This is a genomic window from Pseudoalteromonas sp. T1lg23B (genome assembly GCF_002964665.1).
Lineage (GTDB): Bacteria > Pseudomonadota > Gammaproteobacteria > Enterobacterales > Alteromonadaceae > Pseudoalteromonas.
The window spans coordinates 1,333,854-1,359,794 of the sequence record NZ_PQBZ01000034.1; the positions used below are offsets into that span (position 1 = coordinate 1,333,854).

The window sequence follows — 25,941 nt, forward strand, 5'->3', positions numbered from 1 at the left end:
TTACTCCGATATCTAGTTGTGAGATCAAAGTCTCGTTGAATATGACTCGATCAATCGTCAAAAACTGATTACAGTGATAGCACAAATCATTGTTTTCATCAGCCTAATCGCTAATTTAAGGCTCGGCACCTGAACGACTCATGTACCAGTGCGATTTGGCCAATACACAAGTCATGTCAGTAGGCAAGACCCAAAACGGGAAGGTAAATGAGCGTAAAACAAATAGGACAATTCTTTAACCCTCGCTCTGTGGCTGTGATAGGCGCTTCTAATACTCCTGGACGCGCAGGCTATGTGGTCATGAGAAACCTCCTCCAAGGTGGTTTTAATGGTCCCATCATGCCCGTTAGCCCAAAACATAAAGCGGTCCATGGCGTGTTAGCTTACGACAGCATTGCCGCCTTGCCACAAACCCCAGAATTGGCTGTCATATGCACTAATAAAAACACTCTAGAGCTGTTGATTGAACAGCTTGGCTGTATCGGCTGCCATAACATCGTTATCATCGCAGCAGGTTTAAGTAACGCACAAAAGAGAGCGTTAAAAGGGGTAACGCAGAAGCATAACATTCAATTACTCGGTCCCAATTGTCTGGGTTTATTAGTTCCACACATCGGGCTGAACGCCAGCTTTTCCCATACCGTGGCAGAACCAGGTAAATTGGCATTTGTTTCGCAATCGGCTGCGGTGTGTTCAACCATTTTGGATTGGGCCCAAAGCAAACGCATTGGCTTTTCTTATTTTGTATCGGTGGGCGATTGCTTGGGCATAGATTTCGATGAGCTGCTAGATTTCCTTGGTCGCGACGCAAAAACCAAGGCCATTTTGTTGTACATCGATAACATTGATGATGTTAGGCGGTTTATTTCAGCCGCTAGAGCCGCGGCGTTTAGTAAACCCGTCATCGTGATCAAAACAGGCAAAACCCATGCAGGAGCAGAAGCGGCATATATTCATACCGGAGGGCGAACGTCTGACGACTCCGTTTATGACGCAATGTTTCAACGCGCAGGCATGCTCAGAGTAAGTGATCTCAGAGAGTTGTTTGCAGCAACACAAACCCTTGCTCTGCATCCGAAGTTACTACAGGTTGAACAACTCACCATACTCACCAATGGAGGGGGCCCGGGGATCATGGCTGTAGATACCCTGCTACAACGCTCAGGTAAACTGACACAACTAGATGATACCACCCGCGCTGCACTCAATGCGGTGATCCCGCAATCCAATATGACCACCAATCCTATAGACTTGTTTGGCGACTCATCGCCAATGCGTTATCAAAAAGCACTGGAAATTTTGCTCAAAGCGCCTGAGGTTAAGAATTTATTGATAATTCATACCCCCTCTGCGCTGGCGCCAAGCGAGGAATACGCCAAAATAATTGCCAGCACGTTGCAGACGATTCCTAAAATGGCAAGGCCCTTTGTCATGACAAACTTTATGGGGGAAGGTGCGGCCTATGCGGCACGTGATATTTGTGCAGACCATGATATTCCGACTTATCGTACTCCTGAAGGTGCAGTAGGTGCGTTTATGCATTTGGTCAGCTACCGACGAAATCAAAAGCACCTGACACAAACCCCCGAGTCTGGCAGTGATAATAGCCAAATTAATAGTAAGGCCGCGAAAAAGACCATTCAAATGCTGCTCAGAGAAGGACATTCGCGGATCTCGACCCATCAGGCAAGCCAAATACTGTCTCAATACAACATTGAGTGTATTGAGACTCGCGTCGCTATGACACCCACTGAGGCGAAGGAACAAGCCATCGAGCTGGGTTTTCCCGTTGCACTCAAGTTGATAAGTCCATCCATCGCCTCTAAATCAGAAGTGGGTGGCGTGGTACTCAACTTGAACGACTCTCACGAAGTAGAACAAACCGCATTTGCCATGTTACTGCGGATCAAAAAAGCCTATCCAGATGCCATTATTGAAGGGTTTTCTTTGCAAAAAATGGCGCCAAGGGCTGGTGCGCAAGAGCTGCGTATCGCGGTTAAAACCGAGCCAAATTTTGGTCCCGTTATCCTACTTGGTGAAGCCGGTACAGGATTGGAGTTTTCTCAAGCCGCCGTAGCATTCCCGCCTTTGAATATGAATCTCGCCAAGTACTTGATAGCAGCGGCCCAAGACAAAGGCGTACTTAAGGAGCGCGCACTACCTGACAAGGTCGATAAATATAGGCTGTGCGATTTACTCACGCGCATTTCACAGCTGATCATTGATCAAAGTGACATCGATAGCATTGAGTTAAACCCGATTTTGGCAAGTAAAGGGCAGTTTTTAGTACTGGATGCCAACATTACTCTCATCCCCTATCAGCCCAAGCTGGGTAAGAAGCGTTTAGTGATAAGACCTTACCCAAAAGATCTCGTCAAAAACGTGAGTTTGAAAAATGGTGAAACAGCAATTTTGAGGCCTATAAAACCGGAAGATGAACGTGCGCATCAGGAGTTTGATCAGTCCTTAACAAAAGAAGATAGATACCGGCGCTTTTTTGGTGAACTGCCACAGTTTAATCATGAACAACTGGCTAAAATGACACAGATAGACTACGACCGAGAAATGGCATTTATTGTTACCCAAGCCTACAAAAGCAGCTATCGGACGCTTGGTGTGTCACGCATATTGATAGAACCGGACAACAGCAGTGCGGAGTTTGCGGTGGTGGTACGGTCACAATCGAAAGGGTTGGGTTTAGGTCGCATTCTGATGAGCGCCATTATCGATTATGCAGCTAAGCAAGGGATAAAAACGCTCAGTGGTATTACTTTGCCTGAAAACAGCGGTATGATTGAATTATCAAGAAAACTTGGTTTCACCATCACCCGTGACTTTGAAGAAGGCACGGTCAACATGCAACTAATACTAAATTAATTATGCTAACTACTTATCGTGAAAAAACAGCCGCTTTATTGGAAGGCAGCGGCCGCTACCACAAAGCAGGGCGTTATCTGGATATCTTTTTGATTGCCTTGATTATGGTCAACGTTATTGCCATCGTGCTTGAGTCTGTTCCAAGTTTGGCCAAGCAGTATCAAGCGTTCTTTTTAGAACTTGAATTGGTATCCGTAGCAATATTCTCCGTTGAGTATTTGCTTCGTCTTTGGTGCAGTGTAGACAAAATTGAATACAAAAATCTATCCTGCAGTAACCTGAAAAAACGTATTACATACACCTTTTCACCACTGGCTATCATAGATTTACTCGCTATCTTACCTACTTTGCTGATGGTGTTTATTACCTTTGACTTGCGCTTCCTGAGGGTGATTAGGTTACTGCGTATCTTTAAGCTCACTCGCTACTCTCGGGCAATGCAGTTATTGCTTGCAGCTTTTAAAGAAGAAGGTAGTAGTTTATTAGCCGCTTTCTTTATCATGTCTGTGGTATTGATCATGGCCTCATGCGGTATTTACTTGCTCGAACATGATATACAGCCCGACAAATTTGGCTCCATCCCGCAGTCTATGTGGTGGGCCATGGCAACGTTAACCACCGTCGGATATGGTGATGTGGTCCCCGTGACCGCAGCAGGCCGATTTTTTGGCGGAGTGATCACTTTACTCAGCATGGGGATGGTTGCTATCCCGACCGGCTTATTAGCTTCTAGCTTTGCCGATCAACTGCGTAAACGCAGAGATGCATTTAATGAGGCTGTGTTACACAGTCTGATTGACGGTGAGATTGACCCTAGTGAAAAGGAACACCTTGAAATGTTGCGTATCGAACTGGGGCTTAGCCATGCAGAAGCCAATCAAGCGATCAAAATCATGACCTCACAACGTGTGCACGCGCTTTATTGCAAACACTGTGGCAATAAGCTGTAGACTAGGTGAGTGGTTGTTGGTGCGCGTAAGCTAATTCACTCGCACCAACAAAATTAAAATACGGGTTGCCAGGTTTTTTCCAGTAAAGCAGCAACTTGTTCGCCAGATTGAACATCGCAAAATAGCGGGCCTTGGAAATGGTCACACCCTAACATTCTTAAAAAGCGTAATTGCTCCTGTGTCGATATACCATTTGCAATACATTGCATGCCCAGACTGTGAGCCAGCGATAAACTCGCGTGAATAATCACTTCATGTTCATTATCAATACCAATATCACTGACGAAACTATGATCGATTTTCAGCACATCGACTGGGAATTGTTTAAGGTAGGTCAAAGAGGCGTATCCCGTACCAAAGTCATCCATAAACAATCTACAACCTAGCGACTTTAGTTGGTACATCACATCAATCACATGGCGGATATCACTCATCATGACAGACTCGGTGATTTCAAAGGCGATATATCTCCCCTGCACTTTGGTGCGTTGAAGAATAACTTTGATTTGCTCAACCAAGTGCGCATTTTGAAAGTCTAGCGCCGACAGATTGATTGAAATATACAACTCTGAATGATAGGTATGCCACTGTTTTAGTTCAAAAAGAGCACGTTCAAGCGTTTGCAGCATGATTAAGGTAGATAACCCGGTCTGAGCGACATTGGTAATAACAGCGTCACCATCACAGCCGACAATTTTCGGCCAATTTATCGTGGTTTCAAAGCCGTCTATGGTTTTGCTAGTACCATTAATAATTGGCTGATAAAGATTAGAAAACTCACCATTATCCAACGCCTGACGTAAGTCTTTCTCCAACACGAACGTACGCTGTACCTGTTGATTCATTTCCTGTTTAAAGAAATACACACCGGCACTATTTTGCTGCACCGCATGACTGAGCGCCAGTTTAGCGTTTTGACATAACGCAAAGGCTTCGTTACCGTCCTCCGGTCCGCAAGCAACGCCAATGCACACATCCAGCGACAGCTCATATCCAGAGACATTGATTGGCTTTTCAAAGCGTTGGATAAGCTCACTAATACATCGCGTCGCTTCTGATAGTTCTTTTACTTGCTCCAGCAGCACATAAAATTCTTGGCTGCCTTCTACACCAACGCTGTCCTGCTCTCTAAAGCATTGACGCAAAATACCCACAATGTGACGCATCACATTTGCGTACTGTTCTGCTGGCAAAGATTCCTGATAACGTTTAAGACGCCTAAAGCGTAATGCAACAATCACTACGGGGCTCTGTTGCTGCATCTGTGACAAAGCATGTTGCACTCTATCGATAAACAACACTTTATTGGGAAGCTGTGTGACCACATCATAATTTGCAAGCTGATATAGCTCTTGCTCCGTCCGCTTTTGTGACGAAATATCGGTCATGACCACAACATAGTTTGCCAGTTCACCGTGAGCATCAGCTACAGCACTCACTTTTATCAATACATAGCACACTTCACCACTAGGCTGGGTCAATTGTTCCTCAGAACTGTAGTGTTCACCCGGTTGAAGTTGTGTCATTGCTCGCAGATAACGCATTCTAACTTGCCTGCTCAAACCAAGGCTTAGTTTGGTACTTGAATCGGGCTCAGCTTCAATGTCAAACGCTTGTTGTAGCGCTGTATTACAGGCTTGAATTCGCAAATTTTTGTCAAGAATAAACACCCAATCACGCGTCTGTTCAAAGGCAGCACCAAACAAACGCGCTCGCTCTTCGAAAATCCGCTCTCTTGTTAAATTGGTATAGGTGCCTGTCACACGCTCGGGTATCCCTTCTTGCCAAGCCATCACCTTGCCGTAATCTTTATACCAGCGCCAGTGGCCCTGCTTGTGTGCCAAGCGATAGGTGCAATTGAAAGTCCCTTTATTGGTTGAAACAAATTCCAGCCATTCTATTCGAAACAGTGCCCTATCGTTTGGATGCACAATGTTAAGGTATTCATCTAAAGTCACATTATCGTGCGGGTAATCCAGCTCGGTGGTCAACCTCGGCTGGTAAATTAGGTGATTATCAAGCTGCCAATCCCACACACCGGAACCACTACTTTCGAGCGCGAGTTTAAGTCTGGCTTCACTGTTTTGAGTTTCTTTGTGTGCCGCGATGATCATCTGCTCAACTTTGTTTTTACGATACATCCATAAACTAAAAGAACATAAAGCAAAAAGAATATAAGCGGCCAATGCATAAGGTGAACGCCATATCGGATAACGCACCTTAATGTTGAGCTTTGCCGGCTCTGTATAGTCGCCTGTGTATGGGTCTTTTGCCCATACCTTCAACTGATAATTACCAGGATTGAGCTTAGGAAACACAACTCGATTGTTGCTGCGTGTCAGTGTCTTTTGCCCACCCGATATTTGATACTCGTACACGACACGGTCTTGATAATTGAATACCATGGCTGAGAAAGCGACTTCCAGACCAATGTCATCATGATTGAGCACTAACTCATCAATGGCTTTGAGACCATTTTGCTGTAATTTCCTCGACATCAACTCTACCGAAGTGATGTTAACCCGCGACAATAATGGCTTCTTTGGCCTCACTACCGCGGGGTCAAACCAAGTAAACCCTTTTAATGACCCATAGACGATTCTGCCATCTTCGAGCTGCTCTGACGCATTCCAGTTAAATTCATTGGTATATAAACCATCGTCGGTTGCAAACTGCTGCATGTGAAGATTATCAGGGTCTAACCGCCATATTCCTTTGTGCGATGACATCCAAATAACGCCGACCTTATCCTGACGCATTTCATACATAGGGGTGTCGAGCTTAAGCTTCCTCAAATCTATGGTGTGCGCTACTTCATAGCCATCAAGCGTCAACCCAATTAGCCCCATGTTGGACATAGCAAGCCACAGAATGTTGTTCTTATCTATGGTGTATGTAAGTAGGTTATCCGGTGAGTGCTCATTGGCATTCGGTGTTTCATAGATTTTAGATAAAGCCTGAGTCTGAGGTATATATCGGTACAATATACCACCATAGAAGAATAGCGGCTGATCCGGTTTATCAGACAATGGCATTCGAAACCCAAATGACAAGAATGGGTCTTTATTTTGTAAATCACCATAGAGTTTCTTGACGGTTTTTCGCTCAATATTGTAGTGAAAAAAACCTTCCTCGGGGTGTACCAGATACATGTCGCCATCAGGCAGTAATGTGACGCCAAAAACATAATCTTCCATAATGTTTTGACTTGGGCCATCACTGACCTCTGGGCGGCGAACTTCATAGCTAATCGGATCGAAGATAAACAATCCACGATGGGTAACAAGCCAAAATTCATCTTGGTATAAATGAATCTGTAAAACTGAAAACTCTGGCATAACAGCTTCACCTAGATACCCCTTGAGATAAGTGGTGGTTTTACCTGTTTTTGGATCATATGCCGTTAAACCATCGTGTGTTGCGGCCCAGATATTGCCATTATGTGCCTGTAAATCCCAGACATTACTGTGTGAAAAGCCGTCGCCTTGAACAGTGAGGGCATTTATATTAGTAAATGCTTCATTCTTTTTCGGCAAATACATTGCCCCATCCATTTTCGTTGCGACCCACAGTGAACCTAGCTGATCCTCAACAAAGTCAATAATGCTGGTATCTGTTAGGCTGTACGCACTTTGCGCAATACGCTGGTCGCGGCGCAATTTTTTGGTATCCTGATCAAAAAACATCAGCCCTTTGTCAGTCCCCAGTGTAATGGAGTCTGGCTTTACTGATATTTTCCAAACATTAAAGTCATTGATCAGTGTTTCATACTGCCAACGATTATCCTGATAATCGAACATGCCCTCCAGTTGACTGATATCAACCTGATAAAGGCCTTGTACCGCGCCTATTAATAGTGTTTCAGAATCAAGTAGGGCCAGTGATTTTGTATAAGTTTGGAACTCATGTTGTGGCGATGCGATATGCTCAATAGCCAATAACTTTTGTTTTTTGATGTGATAAACAAACGCGCCTTTTGAACTGGCGATAAAGAGGTAATCTCCAACATTCATCAAGTCACGAACAAAGCCCTCTTCTTTGTCTATAGGTAGCTGAATTTCTATGCTGATTTCACCACTTTTCACATCCAAAACAGATACGTTATCACCACGAGCAAGCCACAACTCATGAGCGCTTTTAGACAACATATCATTGACCCCAAACTGCACGAATTCTTGTTCATTTCGAGGGCCATTCATATATTTACGAAATACGTCCTTCTCTGGGTCGTAGGAGTACAGTCCCGACGCTCTGGAAGTGATCCAAATAATACCTTGAGGGTCTTGATAAATTCTATCTATGATGGCTTCATCTAATACGCCTGCGGGCCCTTTCACCTTAAGTACTTGGTAACCGTCGTAGCGATTCAACCCCCCTTCAGTGGATAACCATAAAAAGCCTTTGTTATCAAACATTAAAGTGTTTACATAACTTTGTGATAATCCCTCGGCTGGTGATAAGCGTTTTACTTGTGACGCATCACCTGAGTTGGCAAAACAAAGTAAAATGACCGAGAAAAATAGAATTATGGACTGCAAGAACTTTGGCATAAGCGCGATAGATTACATTACTTGGACGAACACATTGCCACAATATCACGCTTTTGCGCAACATAACTGTTAAAATAGGGCTGCAATTTCAATGGTAATGTGCATCTAGAAAACCCCAGCCGCTGATAAAACTCAAATAAATGACGATAGGCAAAGGTGTAAACAGTGGTATTTTGAGCGGTAATTACCTGAGTAAGCAAAGCACTTGCAACCCCTCGATTTCGTAGGCCTTCGGCAACGAGTACCGAGGATAAAAGCAATTCACCGTCTTTGTTCTGTACACGACACGCGGCTACGATATCCGGCGCTTTAACAACCCAATTTTGGTCTTGCTTTGTTGCTCTACCACGCCCTTTGTGGTGTTGATAAAACTTATTGACCAAAGGCGTTGCAAGGGGATCAAGTAAACAAATTTGCATATCAGCCCGCAAGCATGATGCTCAAATAATATTCAAAGCGCTGTTTGAGTGTTGCCTGATCAGAGATTGGGCGACTATTGATGGCTTCATATACGGCTTCACGGGTATTCTTACCACGTTTTATTTGGTACGCCCAAAAAGAGGCTTCATAGTCCAACTGAATTTGATATTTTTCTTGTCTAGGCAAATTGCAAAGGTTGTAACTCATAACTATCACAATCAAAATTAAAGTAGGGCGGAGAGTATAACATAGGTTTTGCCCTCTCTTACGTGCTTTGCCGAACAATTAAAAGTCTAGAGATTGTTGCTCATCCTGTGAAGGATTTTGCGTATCCTGATGTTTTTTGTTGGCAAGATAACGCTTGTAGCGCTGCTGACACAGGGCAATAACCCGTTTTTTTTGGGCATCTGTGAAATTATTCCAGGCAAACCGCTCCTCTCTACTGCGATAGCACCCCTTGCAGTAACCTGGTTGTTAACTTGGCAGATCCCCTTACACGGACTGGGGATCTCAAAAATTTCAATCTGTTCCATAATGCCCACATCACTTTACTCGTTTCAGTATAACGCGATTTGATGGACAAATAGCAAACAAAAAAAACACTGCAAAAGCGAGTGGTTTTATTATTTTCAAATAAACGAGCTAGTTAGGTTAAGGCGCTAACTTACGTTTAAATGGCTCCGCATACATTGCTAACACTTGAGCTTTTAGCTCTTCGGGAACCAACTCAAGACGCTGCGAGAAATCCTGCTGCTCTTTTGAGCTTATTTGTTGGTCTTCACCTGCAGCAATATAGTTGCTTGGGTGCAAGTAATAGTGACCCAAAATTTGTTGATCTATGCTGTGAGCTAGTTGGTCTGGCGTTTCACAGCCATTGACGATAGGTTCGCCAAATGCAATATGAACATGTCCCTTATCAGAGCGAATACCTTCCAAGATACTCTCTATATCTTCACCTTGGGCCTTAACATAAGCACCAAACTCACGTTTGTGAACCAACTCTTTGGCTTTAGCGATAGCGCAAGGCTCATACTGATAAGAAATAGACACGGGCACGATTTTTAACGTACGAACATACTCGTCAAACGGCAGCTTTAGCTTACGCCCTTGTAATTGCAACATTTTGAGCAAGGCTGGGTCGGTCTGATCCACACCATCTTTTGCTCTTCCTTCTTTTTGCGCGATCCAAATAGAGTGTCCGGACTGCAAAGAATCATAAATATAATTGGAAAGCTGACTTAGCGCTTTAAGCATTTCTTTTGGTGCTTTAGCCGAGCGCTTTACGATGAAGCTCTTATTCAATCGCATGAGTTCGGTGATATATGGCACTTGTAACAGGTTGTCACCAATGGCAATACGCACCGTGTTCATTTTATGTTGGTGTAGTCCCCAGTTCATTAATGCGGGGTCTAAAACGATATCTCTATGATTCGAAATAAACAAATAAGCCGCGTTTCTATCAAGCTTATCCAGACCAGAGTAAGTGACCTTCGAAGTCGTATTTTTTATTAATATCTCTAGGTAGCGTGCCACTTCCTGTTGTACTTGCTCAACATTCGTAAACTTGCCCCACTTGCCACGTAAACGCGCGCGAACGAGTGGACGAGACAAGGCAGACCAATGACTTAACCAGCGAGGTAAATTGTACTTTGCAATGACGTCAATGAAGTCATCATCTGCCAGTAAACGTGCTAGTGCAGCTGGTACTTCATCGTCGTTATAAGGTCTTATTTGTGCGTACGTATCCACTAAACTACTCATTTATACAAGGATTAAACCGAAAAACGCAGTATTTTATCGTGCTTAACTGCAGGAAGCTAAGATTATCAAGTCTGACCACCTTTGCAAGTCTGTAAATAATTATTTTCCTGCTACTTTTTGCCATACATCTATTAGTATCAGCCTAAGCATCAATGCCAGTAAAACCAGCCCTGTCAGTAACGTAAACCACTGTGGTAACACCTCATGCTGTATTTGTACCATCGGCTCTACTGCAAAACCATAACTCGCTACCAGAAAGTCGGTTAAAAACCCAAATATGATAGCAACACCAATAACACCACCTAAATACGCAATCACCGCTCGTTTACCCAATTCTTTGCCTACCACACCCAAGGTCGCAATATTAGTGGCAGGCCCTGCCAGCATAAACACTAAAACCGCACCGGGGGAAACTCCCGCCATTAATAAACCAGCTGCGATGGGGGTTGAAGCGGTCGCACAAATATACATGGGAATACTAATCAAGATCACCACCATCATAGCGATGATGCCACTTCCCCACTGACTCAAAAACGATTCTGGTACATAGGTTTGTACCAACGCAGCAAAAAACAATCCAACCATCAGCCACACCATGGTGTCTGACAAGAGCTTATTACAGCTGAATTTAGTCGCCTGCCATATTTTTCCTGCAAATGATTCTTGCGTTGTATGCTCGGTATCACAACAACTTTGCTGTGCAGGCGTATCTTTGGTATCACAACATGTACTTTGCTCGGGGACTTGTGCTTGCTGTGTTGTACAACAGCTCGTTTGCGTAATAGTCTGAGTTTGTTCACTGGCGCAACAACTTGATGTCTGCACAGTTGGCTTACTGTCACAACAGCTCTGCTTGGTATGTTCATGTACTGAGGTGGCTTGCAACGGTAACGATTGAGATTTCGTATCTCTGCCAACTAACACACCGGCGACAATTGCACTGCACACAGCCGCAATCGGGCGGATAACTGCCATAAATGGTCCAAGCAACACATAAGAGACCGAAATGGAGTCCACTCCTGTTTCGGGCGTGGACACTAAAAATGCAGTGGTCGCACTTTTTGAGCCGCCCGCTCTGCGCAGCCCAATAGCGGCGGGAATAACGCCACAAGAACACAATGGCATAGGTGCGCCAATCAAAGCAGCTTTGATTGTGGTCCAAAGCCCCTCTTGACCCAAGTGCTTTTGTAAAAAGTCTTTAGCGATAAATACATTGATCACGCCTGCCAAAAATAAGCCCAACATCAACCATGGCGCTGATAGCAAAAACAATTGCCAAAAATTACTTATGAGTTCCATCGACATCCTCCAACGCGGTTAAAATTGAGCAAAAATCTGCACTTTCTTGTCCACCACAACACCTTTTCGCCAATTTAGACAATGACTTTTCAAAACACTGTAACTCGGCTATACGTGCGCGTACTAGCTCTAACTTTTGTAATGTGATCCCTTTGACTTCCTCACAGCTGTGTTGATTCTTGTCTACTTTAATTTGTAATAGCTCAGATGTCTCTTTTAAACTAAAGCCCACCTCTTTGGCACGCAAAATAAATTGCATTTGCTTAAGCTGAGTTTGGTCGTAAAGACGATAACCAGACTCACTGCGGGCACTCGGCGACAATAAATTGTGTTGCTCATAATAACGCAGCGTGTCTGTAGATACACCCAACAGTCTTGCCAATTCACCAATTTTCATTTGAGCCTCCTTATTTCGTGTTACAGTATAAACCTTAGAGTTAACACCAAGGTCAAGCCTTTTTGAGAAAAGTGATGAATATAGTTATTCTTGATGCACAAACCCTTGCACATACACCATTAACGCCGTTAGAGCGCTGTGGTCATCTAACAACATATAACAACACTCCAACGCAAGATGTGGTTGCTCGTTGCCAAAACGCGGATGTTGTTATTAGCAATAAAGTGGTGTTGGATGCCAATACGCTGTCTCAGTTACCAAAGTTAAAACTCATATGTGTTGCCGCCACAGGCACCAATAACATCGACCTTGTTGCAGCTAAAGAGCGCAATATAGCCGTGACAAATGTCGCTGGATATTCAACACCGAGTGTCGTGCAACACACATTTACGCTACTGGGTAACCTGTTAGGAAACGTGCATCAATATATTCAAGACTGTCACCAAGGCCTTTGGCAAAAAAGTGATATGTTCTGTCGATTGGACCACCCAATCAGTGAGATAGCAGGTAAGCAGTTTGCAATTATTGGCTATGGTGCGCTGGGTCAGGCCGTTGCAAAAGTGGCGCAAGCGTTCGGTGCTCAGGTTATCGTTGCGGAACAACGTGGCAGTAAAACCATTAGGGCTGGGCGTATCCCCTTTGAATCTGCGATACAACAAGCCGATATCATCTCCATCCACTGCCCCTTAACAGAGCAAACACGTAACCTGTTTGATGAAAGAGAGTTTGCCTCACTAAAACCAAGCTGTGTTCTACTCAATACTGCGCGAGGCGGCATAGTTAACGAAGCAGCCTTAGTCAAAGCGCTTACTACCCACCAGCTTGCCGGAGCCGCTGTTGATGTGCTTTCTCTAGAACCTGCAAAAAGTGACAATCCACTGCTTTCGTATCACGCTGGTAATTTAATTCTTACCCCACACATTGCTTGGGCTAGCAAAGAGTCTATCGCACGCCTAGTGCAAAGTATTGCTGACAATATTCAGAGTTTTAATCGCGGTGAGCAGCTCAATAGAGTGATATAAATAACCAAATTGTGATGAATCAAGCCACATCGATTAGTCATATTGACACTGCAATCTATAAAAAAGACAGTAAATCATTGATATAAATTGACTTTTAATATTGGCAACCAAATTGCTTAGGTGTTAGTACATATTGTTAAGGATCAAATATAAAATGAAAAAATTACTTTTAATCGCTGCACTTGCCACACCTCTACTTTCTGGTTGTATCGTTGCCGTATCTGATGGTGAAGTTGAACATAGTTGGACAAGCGAACACAGCAATTGGGAAAAAACGCAAAGAAACAATCGAAAAAAGATCTCTCAGCTTAATATTGGCGCTGACTATCAAAGTGTTTTAAACACCTTTAACACCCCTGACTTCACCGAATTAGTCAAAAAAGGCAACAGTGTTTATCAAGTACTGTATTTTGCTACTAACAGTAAACACTCGGATGGCAAGGTAACCAAGGACGAATGCACTCCGCTGGTGTTCAAAGATGCCAAGTTAATTGGTTTTGGTGACACTGCGATGTCAGAAATACTGTAAATCATGTGATGAGGTGAGTGCTACTCACCTCATCAGCAGCACCATACGCTCTTGGTTAATACGCGCCTGCGACAAGGCACTGTCAGCATAATGTAAACATCTTGCTACCCCTAAAGAAAACTCTTTCTCAATTAACACAATGCCCGTACTAATGCTCACATGTGCACAGATTGGAGAAGATTTATGAGGAAGCATTAACTTGTCGATTGCGTCATGCATCAAATGAGACAGCGCCTCAATGTGCGCCATCGTACACTCGGTCAATATCACCGCGAAGCGCACCCCATCATAGCGAGCTATAAATCCTTGATGACAATCAACCGTTTCTTTGAGTGAACGTGCCACCTTAACTAAGCACTCATCCCCAGCACCGTAGCCATAGACGTCGTTGTAGGCCTTAAAATAGTCTATATCGACCAGCAGTACCCCTAAAGTCTTACCTGAGGTATGACAAGACTGCCACTGTTGTGCCAAATGTTTATCAAACAAGCGGCGATTAGGTAATTCTGTAAGCCCATCTATTGAAGCCAATTCTTCTAGTAAGTCACTTTTTTGCTTGAGCACTAAATGTATTCTTACTCTGGCTCTGACGATTAACGGGCTAAAAGGCTTAGTGATATAATCCACCGCTCCCATTTGCAAGCCTTTGACTTCATCACTATAGCTATTGCTGGAAGATACTATAATGACAGGAATTGTATAGGTGTCAGAGTTATCTTTGAGCCTTTGAATAAAGGCGATACCTTGACTATCGACCAAGGTAATGTCGGTAATGATTAAGTCTACTTTGTGGGTAGCAATAAACTCAATGGCTTCCTCACAATTATCCAGCAAAGCGACCCTACAGTCTTCACTGAGGGTATTTTCAAGTACAACTCGGTTTAAAGGATCGCTGTCAACGACTAGAACTTGGGCATTACTGTGCATTTACTCCCCTTTATATCTCATTAATATAAACTGCCGTACCTGTTGTAAATGCACTGTTGAGGTGTCTTTCAAATCAAGTGTTATCGTGTACCGGCTTCATTATTCTTATGCAGTTCAAGGAATTCTCAGCCATAGGAGCCTTTTATAGCAGCGCCTTGAATATGATTGGCTGGCTCCTGAGGCTGTTTATCATCTTTGCATCTATTAATTATATGTAAATATTCTGTACTCATAATAGCAAACTTTTCAAGCGTTTTGTTTGCTTATTCTCCACCTCATACCTTGGTTAGTATCTGCGAGGTTGATTAATGCAAACTTTAACGTCGCTTCATCAGAGATTGACTTCATTTTAGGCTAACCCGCGCATAAAAAAGCCGAGCTTCTATGAACTCGGCTTTTAAAATACTTGGCTGTACTACAGTACGGAAATTACATGCTTTCCATCACTTCAATACCGAGTAAATCTAAACCGGTTTTGACCGTGTTTGAAACTAAGCGACAAAGGCTTAAGCGACTTTCACGAGTCTCTGTAGAAACATCATCTTTTAGAATTGGACACGCTTCATAGAACGTCATATACAGGCTTGTTAGCTCATATAAGTAGTTACATAAAACATGTGGCGTCACTTCATTGCCCATTAAGTCCAGCGCTTCTTCAAATTGCAGCAATTTAATCGCTAATGCTTTTTCCTGTTCATTTGAAATGATCACTTTGCCGTTAAGCTCTTCGCTATTAACTTGTGCTTTACGGAAGATACTGCGAATACGTGCATAAGCGTATTGTAAATACGGTGCTGTTTTTCCTTCAAAGCTAAGCATGCTATCCCAATCGAAAACATAGTCATTTGAGCGGTGCTTAGATAAATCTGCAAACTTAACCGCACCGATACCCACTTTCCTAGCAATTTCATTGAGATCATCGGCCGAAATATTTGGATCACGTTGCTCTAAATATTGGCTTGCACGGCTCACCGCTTCATCAAGTAAGCTGGTTAACTTAACTGTGCCACCTGTTCTAGTCTTAAATGGCTTTCCGTCTTGACCCAACATTGCGCCAAATAGGCTAGGCTCATAACTTGTTTCTTCACGCAAGAAATGTGCTTTACGCGCAGTAATTTCAACTTGTTTAAAGTGTAGACCTTGGCGAACATCGGTGAATATCAAAATACGATCCGCTTTTAATTCATTCGAACGATATTCACAGGCTGCCAAATCAGTCGTGGAGTACAAAAAGCCACCACCTGATTTTTGAACGATAAAGACAGAAGGCTCCCCTTCACTATTTGCCAACTCATCAATGAAAACAACTTGAGCTCCTTGATCTTCTACAACGAGGTTTTGCTCAGTGAGTCGCTCCATTATCGTCGGTAGTAACTCGTTGTACGAGCTTTCTGCGCGAATATGCTCTCGAGTTAAAGTCACGTTTAGCCTATCGTATACTTCCTCAGAGTGTTTGATTGATGTATCAATAAACTTTTGCCACAACGACTTACAATATTCATCGCCAGTTTGCAGTTTAACGACGTAGCTTCTTGCTAAATCAGCGAAACCTTCTTCATCGTCAAATCGTTTCTTGGCATCGCGGTAGAAGCTTTCCAGATCCGCCAAAGCGACTTTTTCTAAGTCAACACCTTGAGCTATTAATTGCTCCAAATGGGCAATGAGCATACCAAACTGCGTTCCCCAGTCACCCATGTGATTATGTCTGATTACTTCATCACCTCTGAATTCCAAGGTTCTCGCTATCGCATCACCGATGATGGTCGAGCGTAGGTGTCCTACGTGCATTTCTTTGGCTAAATTTGGCGCAGAGTAATCTACAACCACTTTTTTTGTCTGCTGATGAGGCGCTACGCCCAACTTACTATCTTGGTTAGCCGCAGTAATACTTGATTCAAGAAATGAGTGCTTAAGATGAATATTAATAAAGCCTGGACCTGCCAACTCAACTTTATCCACTAGTTCATCAATCTCTAAGTTATCGACAACCAATTGAGCCAGTTCGCGAGGGTTTGTCTTTAGCTTCTTAGCCGCGCCCATAACACCATTTATTTGGTAGTCACCAAACTGTGGCTTGGTACTTTGAGTTACAGCAGGATTAGTATCTTCTGGTAGTCCAGCAGCTAACATCGCTTTCGATGCTTTTTCAATTAATAAACTTTTGATATTCATATTCGTCTCTATTTCATCACTCAAGTTAGCCCAGCATACTAGGCCACTGTATCGTATATCCGTTGCTGCAGACTTGGTTAAGGGGGACGTATCTGACAACGACCTGTACCAACTAACACAGTCAAGACTCTACGTCTTACAATTCGTTGCACCCTCAGCTTTCATGCAATAGTCCTATGGCCACGATATTCCAGCTATTATACGCTTATGGGATGATTGTTCACCATCAATGCAAACAATATTGCCCATGTAAATTGCTTGCCCCGCACGTATTTATCTTTTGGTTCATCACCCTTTGACCCAAGTACCGATACTACAACTTATTTGGTTTTTTGCATGTTACCATAATTGCTTTTTTTTGGCAGAGTTTTGAACGTCAGATACTGCTTTTCGCGAACCATGTTAAATCTTGAAATATCAGCGCCAGCAAGTTTAATTTTAAGTTGTATGATTAGCATGTCGTGATGCAAACCTACTTGAATAATTTTGGCCAATTAGTCGCTTTGCTTAAGGAATTCTTGTTCAAACGTTAGGATGGCAGCCATACATAAAACCTTGTACCACGCAGTTACTCACCTTTATATCTCATTAAGATAAACTGTCGCACTTGTTGCAGGTGCAATTTCAAGGTGCCTTTGAGGTCTGTTTTTTGTAATCTACCCACTTCTTTAATATGCAGTTCAAGGTCTTTTGCAGCCTTAGACAAGTTGCTAAAACCAATTCCACCCGCAGCACCTTTTATATTGTGAGCCAGCATCTGGAGCTGTTTATCATCGTCAATTGCATCCATTTTTTGGAGGTAGTCTGTACACATCACAGCGAACTTCTCTAGCATTTTACTCAAGAGCTCACTACTGCCCATCATTTGCCGTAATCCCATATCTTGGTCGAAAAACGTTCCCTCGTTATTGAGGTATATTTGCAATGTCTCCAGCAATTTTGTCTGAGACAAAGGCTTTGTCAGGTAATCATTCATCCCTACCGACAAGGCATGTTCTTTTTCTCCAAGCAATGAGTTTGCAGTTAACGCAATGATTGGCTTTTCAAAATCACTTAACCTAGTTCGCAGCGCTTCTGTAGCTTGATAACCGTCAATTTCTGGCATATGAATATCCATTAAAATCAGATCCGGTTGAAGCTGTGTAACTATGTCTAGCAGATTCTCTGCTGAGGTTTGTACTGCAACATTCACACTTAATGTTTGCAGCATATTTGCGGTAATACTTAGATTGAGTTGATTGTCATCAATCACCAAGCAAAGACTACCTGACACTGCTTTATCGGATAATAGTAGCTGCTCGGTATCCTTATCTTCTTCAAATAAAAAGCAATATGCACTTTGCAAAAACATCCTCTCACTCAATAGCTTAATTTGGTCTAAGTTGGGTAATTCCGCTATCGCAACCGAGTCTGGAAGCAAAATATGTTTTAGCGACTTTAGGGCGTTAGGTTTGGATTGCAGCACCGCTTTTGCATCAGAGGCACAACTAATTATAAGACAATCAAAATGTTGCTCAGATAGTTTGCCGTGTACCTCTTCAGGCTCATGAATAATATCGATATAAGGTTTGTTCATGTATTCCATCACGCGATGAGTGCTGCACAACCACAAGGTATGGGTCACGCGTTTTGGCATCATATTACTCACCTTATCCAGCGTGAGCGTAAAATAGAATTCGCTGCCTTGCTCAGGTTCGCTGATTAACGCGATTTCTCCCCCTAGCTTCGTCACCTCATGTTTTACAATCGCCAGACCCAATCCTATCCCTTCGTGACGTCGTGCTGGAGAGTCATCGCCTTGCGTAAATGCGTCAAAAAGTCTTTGCTGGTCTTGCTGTTTGATACCCACCCCAGTGTCTTGAATACTAAATCGAATACTTTGCTGTGTACTGCTACTGCTCATAACTTCCAAGCTCAGTGTAATCGTTCCCTTAATGGTATATTTCACCGCATTATTCAGCAGATTAAGCAGTACCTGCTTTATCTTGTTTTCATCATTTTTCAGGATAGGCCAAATGCGCTCATCCACATTAACGTCCAATTGCAACTGTTTTTGCTCGCTCAGAGGCAAAATCAAGTCCTGACAGTCTTTAATCAAAGCTGCAATACAAAATGGTGCGAAAGTCAGTTCTTGATGCTGCCCCTCAACCTTAGCAAAAGACAAAATACTGTTTAGCATACTTAGTAACTGCTTTGAGGCATGTTGAACCTGGCCCAACAAATTGCTTTGTCGCTCACTGACACCTTGCTTTTTGACGATATCGATGACGCCTTGGATCACATTCAGAGGAGTTCTGATCTCATGACTGATATTGGCAATAAAACGGCTTTTAGCTAATGTTGCTCGTTCTGCGTCTAACTTTGCTTGTGTCAAGCTGGTAATATCTTGCAAATGCAAAACAAAATACTTCGGCTCTTTGTTTTTATCCCAAACCAAAGAAGCGCTGAGTTGTAACCAATAAAGCGGTTCTCCATGAGATAGGCTCAACTCTAGAACATGCTTATTGTCTTTCAATAACATGCTAAGAATATGAGAAATAGCAAGATAACTGTCAGAATTAAACAAGGATGACAGGTGCGTACTCGCCTGCAGCTCTTCACAGCTAAGGTAACGTTTCGCCGCCTTATTCATCACCAGTACGCTTTTATCCAAAGACACCAAGATCACGCCATTGGGGGCATATTCCATTGCCGATTTAAAATTTTCTTCGGATGTTTGCAACGCTTTCATGGCACGTTGTTGCTCAGTGACATCTCTAGCCACCCCCAAGCTACCTAACACGCCTCTGTGTGCATCCAACAACGGGCTGACCGTCAACATATAACTTTTGTGATCCAGCATAATCGTTTCTGTGATGGCACACCGTTCATCGCGCATTTGCTGTTCTAGTGTCAGTAGTTGTGGATATAGATTCGTCACATCGCCCAGCTCTCGCCCAACCAATTGTGATTTATCAATCCCTAAAAACTGCTCAAATGCTCGGTTACATCCAATAAATGAACCATCAATATTTTTGAAGTAAATCAGGTCTGGAACGCTATCTAACACCGTATTCAGAAGCGCCGCTTGACGCTCTTTGGCTTCCAATGAACGAGACAGTGCTCGTTTTTGTGATTGTACTTGCTCATCAAGCATTTCATTGTGTTCTTGCAACTGCTCTAACAAGCTTTGTTTTTGCATCACCACTTGTTTTACCCGCGCAAACCAAGGCTGCCAATCAACAGGGATGACATAGTCAAACGTATTCTGTGGGGCATTGTCCTGATGAGTCAAATAGCTCACAAAGTAACTCACCGGTCGAATAAAAATCCGATTACTTAGCCAGCTAAGTAAGATATAGGTCGCAACCACAAAAAGTGACAGAAACCCAAATTCGAGCAAGACTTCAAATAAAACCGGTTTGATAAACTGAGTTTCATCTTGCTCATAAACTAAATCAATTGGCGATTGGGAGCGTAAGGTATAGAGCTGCACACCACCTTGCCAAGGTAAAAATTGATTGGCTTGATGCTTAGGTTTTAACTGCACCAGTTCGTCGCTGAGCAAGTTGCGCTTATCTTTATTGATTAAACTGATCTGTACATGGTCAGAAGTAATATCCTTAAGCCAAATTGCAACATCTTCACTGTCATAAACGAGCACCACATACTCCCCTTGGGCGCTGCCGCTTTGCTTGGCGATGCTGAAGTAATGCTTATTATTGATGGTAACACGCTGGCTGGTACTAAAATTATAAAGGGAAAAATCTGGAGCCAACGCCCCATCCAACATCGCGCTTAGCAAGTGACTGGTAGAGGTGTCTTTTCTTCGGACAAATGCAAATTGCCCTTCTTTTACATAACCGATCGCATCCAGTGGCGGCACCAATGCCAATGCGGTATTAAACGCAGGACCCAACGCCAAAATTTGCTGCCAATTTTCAGGTATGGCAAACGGCTGTTGCTCACTTTTGCGAGCAATAATCTCACCCGCATCATTGTCTAATTTATGATAATAGTTATTACTTTTTTGGATAGCACGCAGAATCGTCTGATCGTACTCATAGGCTAAGGGCTGATCTAAACTAATAAAAATATTGTCTATTACGTTGCTTGCTTCAGCGACTTTTTGCACAACTTGAGTGTCTATGGCATCAAAGTAAGCTCGATGCTCCTCAAATGCTCGGTTGAGCTTAATATGGTATAGATGTAAACATAAAAACCCGGCCACAATAATTGATATCAACAGGCCGATGAGGGCTGCCCTTCGGTATTTTTTAAGGGGAATAAACTCTTGATTATCGTCCATTGAGCCGAATGAAGTAATTATTATTAAGCAGGAACATTACCAGTAATGTGGTGTATGTCTATTAAAATTAGGTCGATGCAGGTGATAAACCCATCACCTGCATCGAATATCGGTTTATAAATTTTCTTCTGCAAAAGAAGCCAAACGACTGCGTACAACACCATTTAAATTAATCGTTGCACTGCCTTCAAAATGTTTAAAACGCTCCACTAGATAGGTTAAACCAGATGTAACCGGTGTAAGATAATTACTGTCGATTTGTGCTAAATTACCCGAGCAGATCAGCTTAGTGCCCTCTCCACAACGAGTAATGATGGTTTTCAACTGAGAGGCCGTTAGGTTTTGGCTCTCATCCAAAATGACCACTGCGTTTTGAATACTGCGACCACGCATAAAATTCACAGACTTAAACTGAATGTTCGCTTTCTCCATGATGTAATTCCTACTCGAAATAGGGCTTTCATCATTTTTATGTAGCACTTCTAGCGTATCGGTAATCGCCGCTAACCACGGGGCCATTTTTTCTTCTTCCGTACCTGGTAAAAAGCCAATACTTTCAGCTATTTCTGGGGTATTACGCGTCACAATGACTTTATCGTAGATACCTTTTTCGATAATCATTTCCAAGGCACTGGCCAATGCCAATAGCGTTTTACCACACCCTGCCGGGCCCGTTAAAATCACCAGCTCTATATCTGGGTCGAGTAAGGCATCTAGCGCCATCCCCTGATAGATATTTTTTGGTTTCACTCCCCAAGCTGTTTGATGCATTAGTCGTTCACGACTTAGGTCTTTTAAAGTAATGTGCTCGTCGTCAAAACTGTCCACTCTGGCGGCAAAATGCTCCCCATCATCAATTAAATATTCGTTACAAAATACATCGGGTAATAGAGATTTTGGTACATGATGTAATGTGTAACGGCCCTTTTGCTCTGACGTGCAATCTCCCACGTTTTGCCAAAAGTCACCGGTTATTTTTTTGAAGCCAGTGCTCAGTAACTTAATATCGTCGATTAATTGATCGGTACGATAGTCTTCAACAAACTTTAACCCCGCTCCTTTAGCTTTTAAGCGCATGTTGATGTCTTTGGTCACCAACACTACTTTCTTTTCACAGTATTGTTTTTGCAAGCGAACGGCACAGTTAATAATGCGATGATCGTTTTCATTACCGGGCAAGCCGGAAATGCTGTCTGGAAACAAATGATCATTCACAATAATTAACTTACCGCGTGCAAGTGGACCATGCTCTTTATCAGATTGAATACTGGGTAAACGAACTCCTTCTAGCATTTGTTCTGGGGAGGCGTCTTTGAGTACATCGTCTAGGCTACGAATAGCAACTCTGGCATCACGACTTACATCGCGCTTTCTGTCTTTAATATGATCTAGCTCTTCAAGTACGGTCATCGGGATGACTACGTCATGTTCTTGAAAGGAAAGATAAGCGAGGGGTTCATGGAGCAGTACGTTGGTGTCAAGCACGTACACTTTTCTGTCGAGGTCTTGATCTTTTCCCATAGCGCATTCCTGTCGTTTGCAATGATATATGCTATACCCATTACATTCGTTGGTGATAACACCAATAAACATAAGGCTATAAACCTAGTTTAGTCTATTTGTCATAAAAGTCCGTTTCATGACAATCAAGCGCTCATTTTTTAGACAAAGCAAGTTACTTTATATGCGCGCTTCTGACGTTCCTGAACATGCACATTCAACGACAATAAACAAGATTGAACAACATCAAGCGAACGGGTAACATAGCCGCCTTTTTTCTGCTTAAGACGAGACAAACATGAATTTTTCCTTAGGTCAGCGCTGGATCAGTGACACAGAGTCAGATTTAGGACTAGGCACTATTGTGGCTTTAGAGGGCCGCCAAGTAACAATATTGTTCCCAGCCAGTGGAGAAAACCGCGTTTACGCCATGCAAGAAGCACCAGTAACTCGGGTCATCTTTAACCCCGGAGATGTTATCCGTCACGTAGAAGAGTGGGAATTACAGGTCGAAAAAGTTGAACAAGAAGGCGATCTGTTGTGCTATCACGGTGTACGTCTCGATACCGAAGAAAAAACAGTTTTAAAAGAAACCTTTCTTGATCACTTTATCAAGTTTAACAAGCCTCAAGACAGATTATTCGCAGGCCAAGTTGATCGTTTCGACCGTTACACATTACGCTACCAAACGTGGCAACATCAGTTCAATCGTCAGCAATCTCATCTTAAAGGGGTTGTTGGCCAACGCGCTAGTCTCATCCCTCATCAACTTTACATAGCAGATGAAGTTGGAAAGCGCTTTGCACCTCGTGTACTACTCTCTGACGAAGTAGGTTTGGGTAAGACCATTGAAGCGGGCATGATCCTGCATCAACAAATTTTAACGGGTCGCGCTAACCGAGTACTTATCGTCGTACCTGAGAATCTACAACACCAGTGGCTAGTCGAAATGCTACGTCGTTTCAATCTGCGTTTTTCGATTTTTGATGAAGAACGTTGTGATGAAGCATTCGCTGACTCACCCAATGTATTTGAAACCGAACAGCTAGTCTTGGTCAGTCTTGAATTTATTACCAAAAAGCGCCGCTGGTTTGAGCAAGCCACACTTGCCGATTGGGACTTATTAGTCATTGACGAAGCCCATCACCTGACAGTAACTAAAGACAAACCCAGTACCGAATATTTACGTATGGCTGAATTAAGCCAAGATATTCCGGGATTGATCCTTTTAACCGCAACACCGGACCAATTAGGACACTACAGCCACTTTGCGCGCCTACAATTGCTTGACCCTGACAGATTCTATGATTATGAGGTTTTCGTAGAAGAAGAAAGTCATTACAAAGAAGTCGCCGAAGCGGCCAATCAATTGTTACAAGATGGTGCTTTAGATGAAAAGGGTCAAGCAACCTTAATCGAGTTGCTTAAAGATACGGATATTTCTGGCCTGCTTAACAGCGCACAAGCGGGTGATGAAAGCGCCAAGCAAGAGATCCTGTCCATGCTTTTAGACCGCCATGGCACAGGGCGAATTCTATTCCGCAACAGTCGTAGCGGCATTGACGGTTACCCAGGACGTAAACTACACAGCTATCCGGTTGCCTTACCAAAGCAATACAAGACCGCCATGTCAGTGCTTGGTAGCATGGGGGGAGTACAAACTGCCGAAAAATCAGCGTTGCGAGCACTCTTTCCGGAGAAGATCTTTCAAGAATTCGAAGGTGCTGGCAGTGGTTGGACAGCATTTGACCCTCGTGTAGAATGGCTAATCGATACGCTCAAATCACTGAAGCATGAAAAAGTCCTTCTTATTTGTGCTGAAGCACAAACCGCTATCAGCCTAGAACAAGTATTGCGCGAACGCGAGGCAATCAAAGCAGCGGTATTCCATGAAGGTATGTCAATTGTTGAGCGCGACCGTGCCGCGGCGTTTTTTGCTGATGAATATGACAGCGCACAAGTTTTATTGTGTTCAGAAATCGGCTCTGAAGGACGTAACTTCCAGTTCTCACACCATTTGGTGCTGTTCGATTTACCGTTAAACCCAGATTTGCTTGAACAACGCATCGGTCGTCTTGACCGTATAGGTCAAAAATACGATGTTAACATTCACGTACCTTATTTTGAGAATACTGCTCAGGAAGTCCTATTGCGCTGGTATCAAGAAGGTCTAGATGCCTTTGAAACAACCAGTACCACAGGACAGATGCTTTACAAAGAGTTTTCAGAAGACCTACTTGAGTTAATTGGCGAGCACAACTGTGATGAAGACGCGCTGGATCCTTTGCTAGAGCAAGCTGCTAAGAAAAATGCGGTGTTGCGCAGCCAAATGGAACAAGGCCGTGACCGCTTACTGGAACTACACTCAAGTGGACAAGGCAAGGCGGAACGTTTGGTGCAAGAAATTGAAGCGCTGGATGATGACGTTGTACTTCCTGCATACATGATCAATGCGTTTGATATTTTTGGTGTGAGCCAAGAAGACAAAGGGGAGAACACCATTATCCTCAAGCCCACTGAGCACATGCTAAATCCTTCTTTCCCTTGCTTAAAAGATGATGGGATCACAGTGACCTTTGACCGCGCAACCGCGCTGTCACAAGAAGATGCACACTTTATTAGCTGGGATCACCCTATGGTTCAAGGCACCATGGATATGATCTGTGATGATGATTTTGGCAGCGCATCCGTTGCCCTGTTGAAAAACAAAAAACTCCCCGCTGGCACTTTCTTCGTGGAGTTGATTTTTATCGCAGAGGCATCCGCACCAAAAGCCTTACAACTAGGACGTTTCTTACCACCAACACCGGTACGTATCCTGCTAGATAAAGCGGGTAACAATTTGGCAGCGAACGTGGCATTTGACGCATTCAACAATCAGCTTTCCGCTGTGGGTCGTCAAACGGCAAGTAAATTAGCAAATGCCCTTCAAGGTGCCATTCATCCGCTGATCACCAAAGCCAATGCCTTGGCGACGCAGGAGTTAGACGCTATCCAGAGTCAAGCCCAGCAGAAAATGTTGGAAGTGATGGCTGATGAACAAGGTCGCTTGGTCGCACTTAAAGCCGTCAACCCGAACATTCGAGATGAGGAAATTAAAGTGTTTGACCAGCAACGTACTGAGTTGACCAATCACATCGCTAAAGCGCAGTTAAAACTTGACGCTATTCGCTTAATCGTAGTGACTCACGAATAAAGTGATTGGGTTAAGGCTGGGTGCAATATTCAGCCTTAACCTAAGGCTTTATT

15 protein-coding genes and 1 pseudogene are annotated in these 25,941 nt (G+C 43.3%); 5 read left to right on the forward strand and 11 right to left on the reverse strand.

Features of this window, described 5'->3' with window-relative positions; genetic code table 11:
* The first annotated feature begins 207 nt into the window (after positions 1-207).
* Complete coding sequence (locus C2M32_RS14610; protein ID WP_105169049.1) at positions 208-2,877, forward strand: bifunctional acetate--CoA ligase family protein/GNAT family N-acetyltransferase; 2,670 nt, start codon at positions 208-210, stop codon at positions 2,875-2,877.
* A gap of 2 nt (positions 2,878-2,879) precedes the next feature.
* On the forward strand, positions 2,880-3,827 hold the full coding sequence (locus C2M32_RS14615; protein WP_105169050.1) for an ion transporter: 948 nt from the start codon (positions 2,880-2,882) through the stop codon (positions 3,825-3,827).
* Between the two features lie 53 nt (positions 3,828-3,880).
* Here C2M32_RS14615 and C2M32_RS14620 read toward each other — a convergent pair whose 3' ends face one another.
* The 7 genes and pseudogenes from C2M32_RS14620 to zntR form a co-directional block, all read right to left on the reverse strand.
* Positions 3,881-8,377, reverse strand: a complete 4,497-nt coding sequence (locus tag C2M32_RS14620; protein WP_105169051.1) for an EAL domain-containing protein — start codon at positions 8,375-8,377, stop codon at positions 3,881-3,883.
* A gap of 17 nt (positions 8,378-8,394) precedes the next feature.
* Entirely contained in the window at positions 8,395-8,796 is a 402-nt protein-coding gene (locus C2M32_RS14625; protein WP_105169052.1) for a GNAT family N-acetyltransferase, read from the reverse strand.
* Between the two features lies 1 nt (position 8,797).
* Positions 8,798-9,004 (reverse strand): DUF3283 family protein, encoded by a 207-nt coding sequence (locus C2M32_RS14630; RefSeq protein WP_105169053.1) that lies wholly within the window; start codon positions 9,002-9,004, stop codon positions 8,798-8,800.
* Between the two features lie 78 nt (positions 9,005-9,082).
* Positions 9,083-9,330: pseudogene (locus C2M32_RS14635) on the reverse strand (DUF1289 domain-containing protein).
* A gap of 118 nt (positions 9,331-9,448) precedes the next feature.
* Entirely contained in the window at positions 9,449-10,558 is a 1,110-nt protein-coding gene (locus C2M32_RS14640) for a 1-acyl-sn-glycerol-3-phosphate acyltransferase (RefSeq protein WP_199886160.1), read from the reverse strand.
* Positions 10,559-10,657: 99 nt separating this feature from the next.
* Positions 10,658-11,857 (reverse strand): SO_0444 family Cu/Zn efflux transporter, encoded by a 1,200-nt coding sequence (locus C2M32_RS14645; protein WP_105169055.1) that lies wholly within the window; start codon positions 11,855-11,857, stop codon positions 10,658-10,660.
* Positions 11,841-12,254 carry a Zn(2+)-responsive transcriptional regulator gene (gene zntR / locus C2M32_RS14650; RefSeq protein WP_105169056.1) on the reverse strand — a complete coding sequence of 138 codons (414 nt, stop codon included), beginning with the start codon at positions 12,252-12,254 and terminating at the stop codon, positions 11,841-11,843. Before zntR ends, C2M32_RS14645 begins: the two co-directional genes overlap by 17 nt.
* Positions 12,255-12,328: 74 nt before the next feature.
* On the opposite strand from zntR, the gene C2M32_RS14655 reads away from it, so the two are divergent.
* A complete protein-coding gene (locus C2M32_RS14655; protein WP_105169057.1) occupies positions 12,329-13,276 on the forward strand; it encodes a D-2-hydroxyacid dehydrogenase in 948 nt (315 codons plus the stop codon).
* A gap of 154 nt (positions 13,277-13,430) precedes the next feature.
* Positions 13,431-13,805: a DUF3192 domain-containing protein gene (locus tag C2M32_RS14660; RefSeq protein ID WP_105169058.1), complete on the forward strand. Its 375-nt coding sequence runs from the start codon at positions 13,431-13,433 to the stop codon at positions 13,803-13,805.
* A 24-nt stretch (positions 13,806-13,829) separates the two neighbouring features.
* On the opposite strand, the gene C2M32_RS14665 is transcribed toward C2M32_RS14660, so the two are convergent.
* From C2M32_RS14665 to C2M32_RS14680, 4 genes are all read right to left on the reverse strand, one after another.
* Positions 13,830-14,732: a diguanylate cyclase domain-containing protein gene (locus tag C2M32_RS14665; RefSeq protein WP_105169059.1), complete on the reverse strand. Its 903-nt coding sequence runs from the start codon at positions 14,730-14,732 to the stop codon at positions 13,830-13,832.
* A gap of 429 nt (positions 14,733-15,161) precedes the next feature.
* Positions 15,162-16,904 (reverse strand): arginine--tRNA ligase, encoded by a 1,743-nt coding sequence (argS, locus tag C2M32_RS14670; RefSeq protein WP_105169060.1) that lies wholly within the window; start codon positions 16,902-16,904, stop codon positions 15,162-15,164.
* A 568-nt stretch (positions 16,905-17,472) separates the two neighbouring features.
* Positions 17,473-21,192, reverse strand: a complete 3,720-nt coding sequence (locus C2M32_RS14675) for an ATP-binding protein (protein WP_105169061.1) — start codon at positions 21,190-21,192, stop codon at positions 17,473-17,475.
* A gap of 114 nt (positions 21,193-21,306) precedes the next feature.
* A complete protein-coding gene (locus C2M32_RS14680) occupies positions 21,307-22,713 on the reverse strand; it encodes a PhoH family protein (protein ID WP_105169062.1) in 1,407 nt (468 codons plus the stop codon).
* 277 nt (positions 22,714-22,990) lie between these two features.
* Here C2M32_RS14680 and rapA point away from each other — a divergent pair, with 277 nt between their 5' ends.
* Complete coding sequence (gene rapA, locus C2M32_RS14685; protein ID WP_105169063.1) at positions 22,991-25,888, forward strand: RNA polymerase-associated protein RapA; 2,898 nt, start codon at positions 22,991-22,993, stop codon at positions 25,886-25,888.
* Positions 25,889-25,941: the final 53 nt, after the last annotated feature.

Coding starts and splice junctions, on each gene's coding strand:
- C2M32_RS14620 (WP_105169051.1), bottom strand. CDS start 8,377: ATGCCAAAGTTCTTGCAGTCCATAATTCTATTTTTCTCGGTCATTTTA.
- C2M32_RS14630 (WP_105169053.1), bottom strand. CDS start 9,004: ATGAGTTACAACCTTTGCAATTTGCCTAGACAAGAAAAATATCAAATT.
- C2M32_RS14680 (WP_105169062.1), bottom strand. CDS start 22,713: ATGGGAAAAGATCAAGACCTCGACAGAAAAGTGTACGTGCTTGACACC.
- C2M32_RS14665 (WP_105169059.1), bottom strand. CDS start 14,732: ATGCACAGTAATGCCCAAGTTCTAGTCGTTGACAGCGATCCTTTAAAC.
- C2M32_RS14615 (WP_105169050.1), top strand. CDS start 2,880: ATGCTAACTACTTATCGTGAAAAAACAGCCGCTTTATTGGAAGGCAGC.
- rapA (WP_105169063.1), top strand. CDS start 22,991: ATGAATTTTTCCTTAGGTCAGCGCTGGATCAGTGACACAGAGTCAGAT.
- C2M32_RS14625 (WP_105169052.1), bottom strand. CDS start 8,796: ATGCAAATTTGTTTACTTGATCCCCTTGCAACGCCTTTGGTCAATAAG.
- zntR (WP_105169056.1), bottom strand. CDS start 12,254: ATGAAAATTGGTGAATTGGCAAGACTGTTGGGTGTATCTACAGACACG.
- C2M32_RS14610 (WP_105169049.1), top strand. CDS start 208: ATGAGCGTAAAACAAATAGGACAATTCTTTAACCCTCGCTCTGTGGCT.
- C2M32_RS14660 (WP_105169058.1), top strand. CDS start 13,431: ATGAAAAAATTACTTTTAATCGCTGCACTTGCCACACCTCTACTTTCT.
- C2M32_RS14655 (WP_105169057.1), top strand. CDS start 12,329: ATGAATATAGTTATTCTTGATGCACAAACCCTTGCACATACACCATTA.
- argS (WP_105169060.1), bottom strand. CDS start 16,904: ATGAATATCAAAAGTTTATTAATTGAAAAAGCATCGAAAGCGATGTTA.
- C2M32_RS14675 (WP_105169061.1), bottom strand. CDS start 21,192: ATGGACGATAATCAAGAGTTTATTCCCCTTAAAAAATACCGAAGGGCA.
- C2M32_RS14645 (WP_105169055.1), bottom strand. CDS start 11,857: ATGGAACTCATAAGTAATTTTTGGCAATTGTTTTTGCTATCAGCGCCA.
- C2M32_RS14640 (WP_199886160.1), bottom strand. CDS start 10,558: ATGAGTAGTTTAGTGGATACGTACGCACAAATAAGACCTTATAACGAC.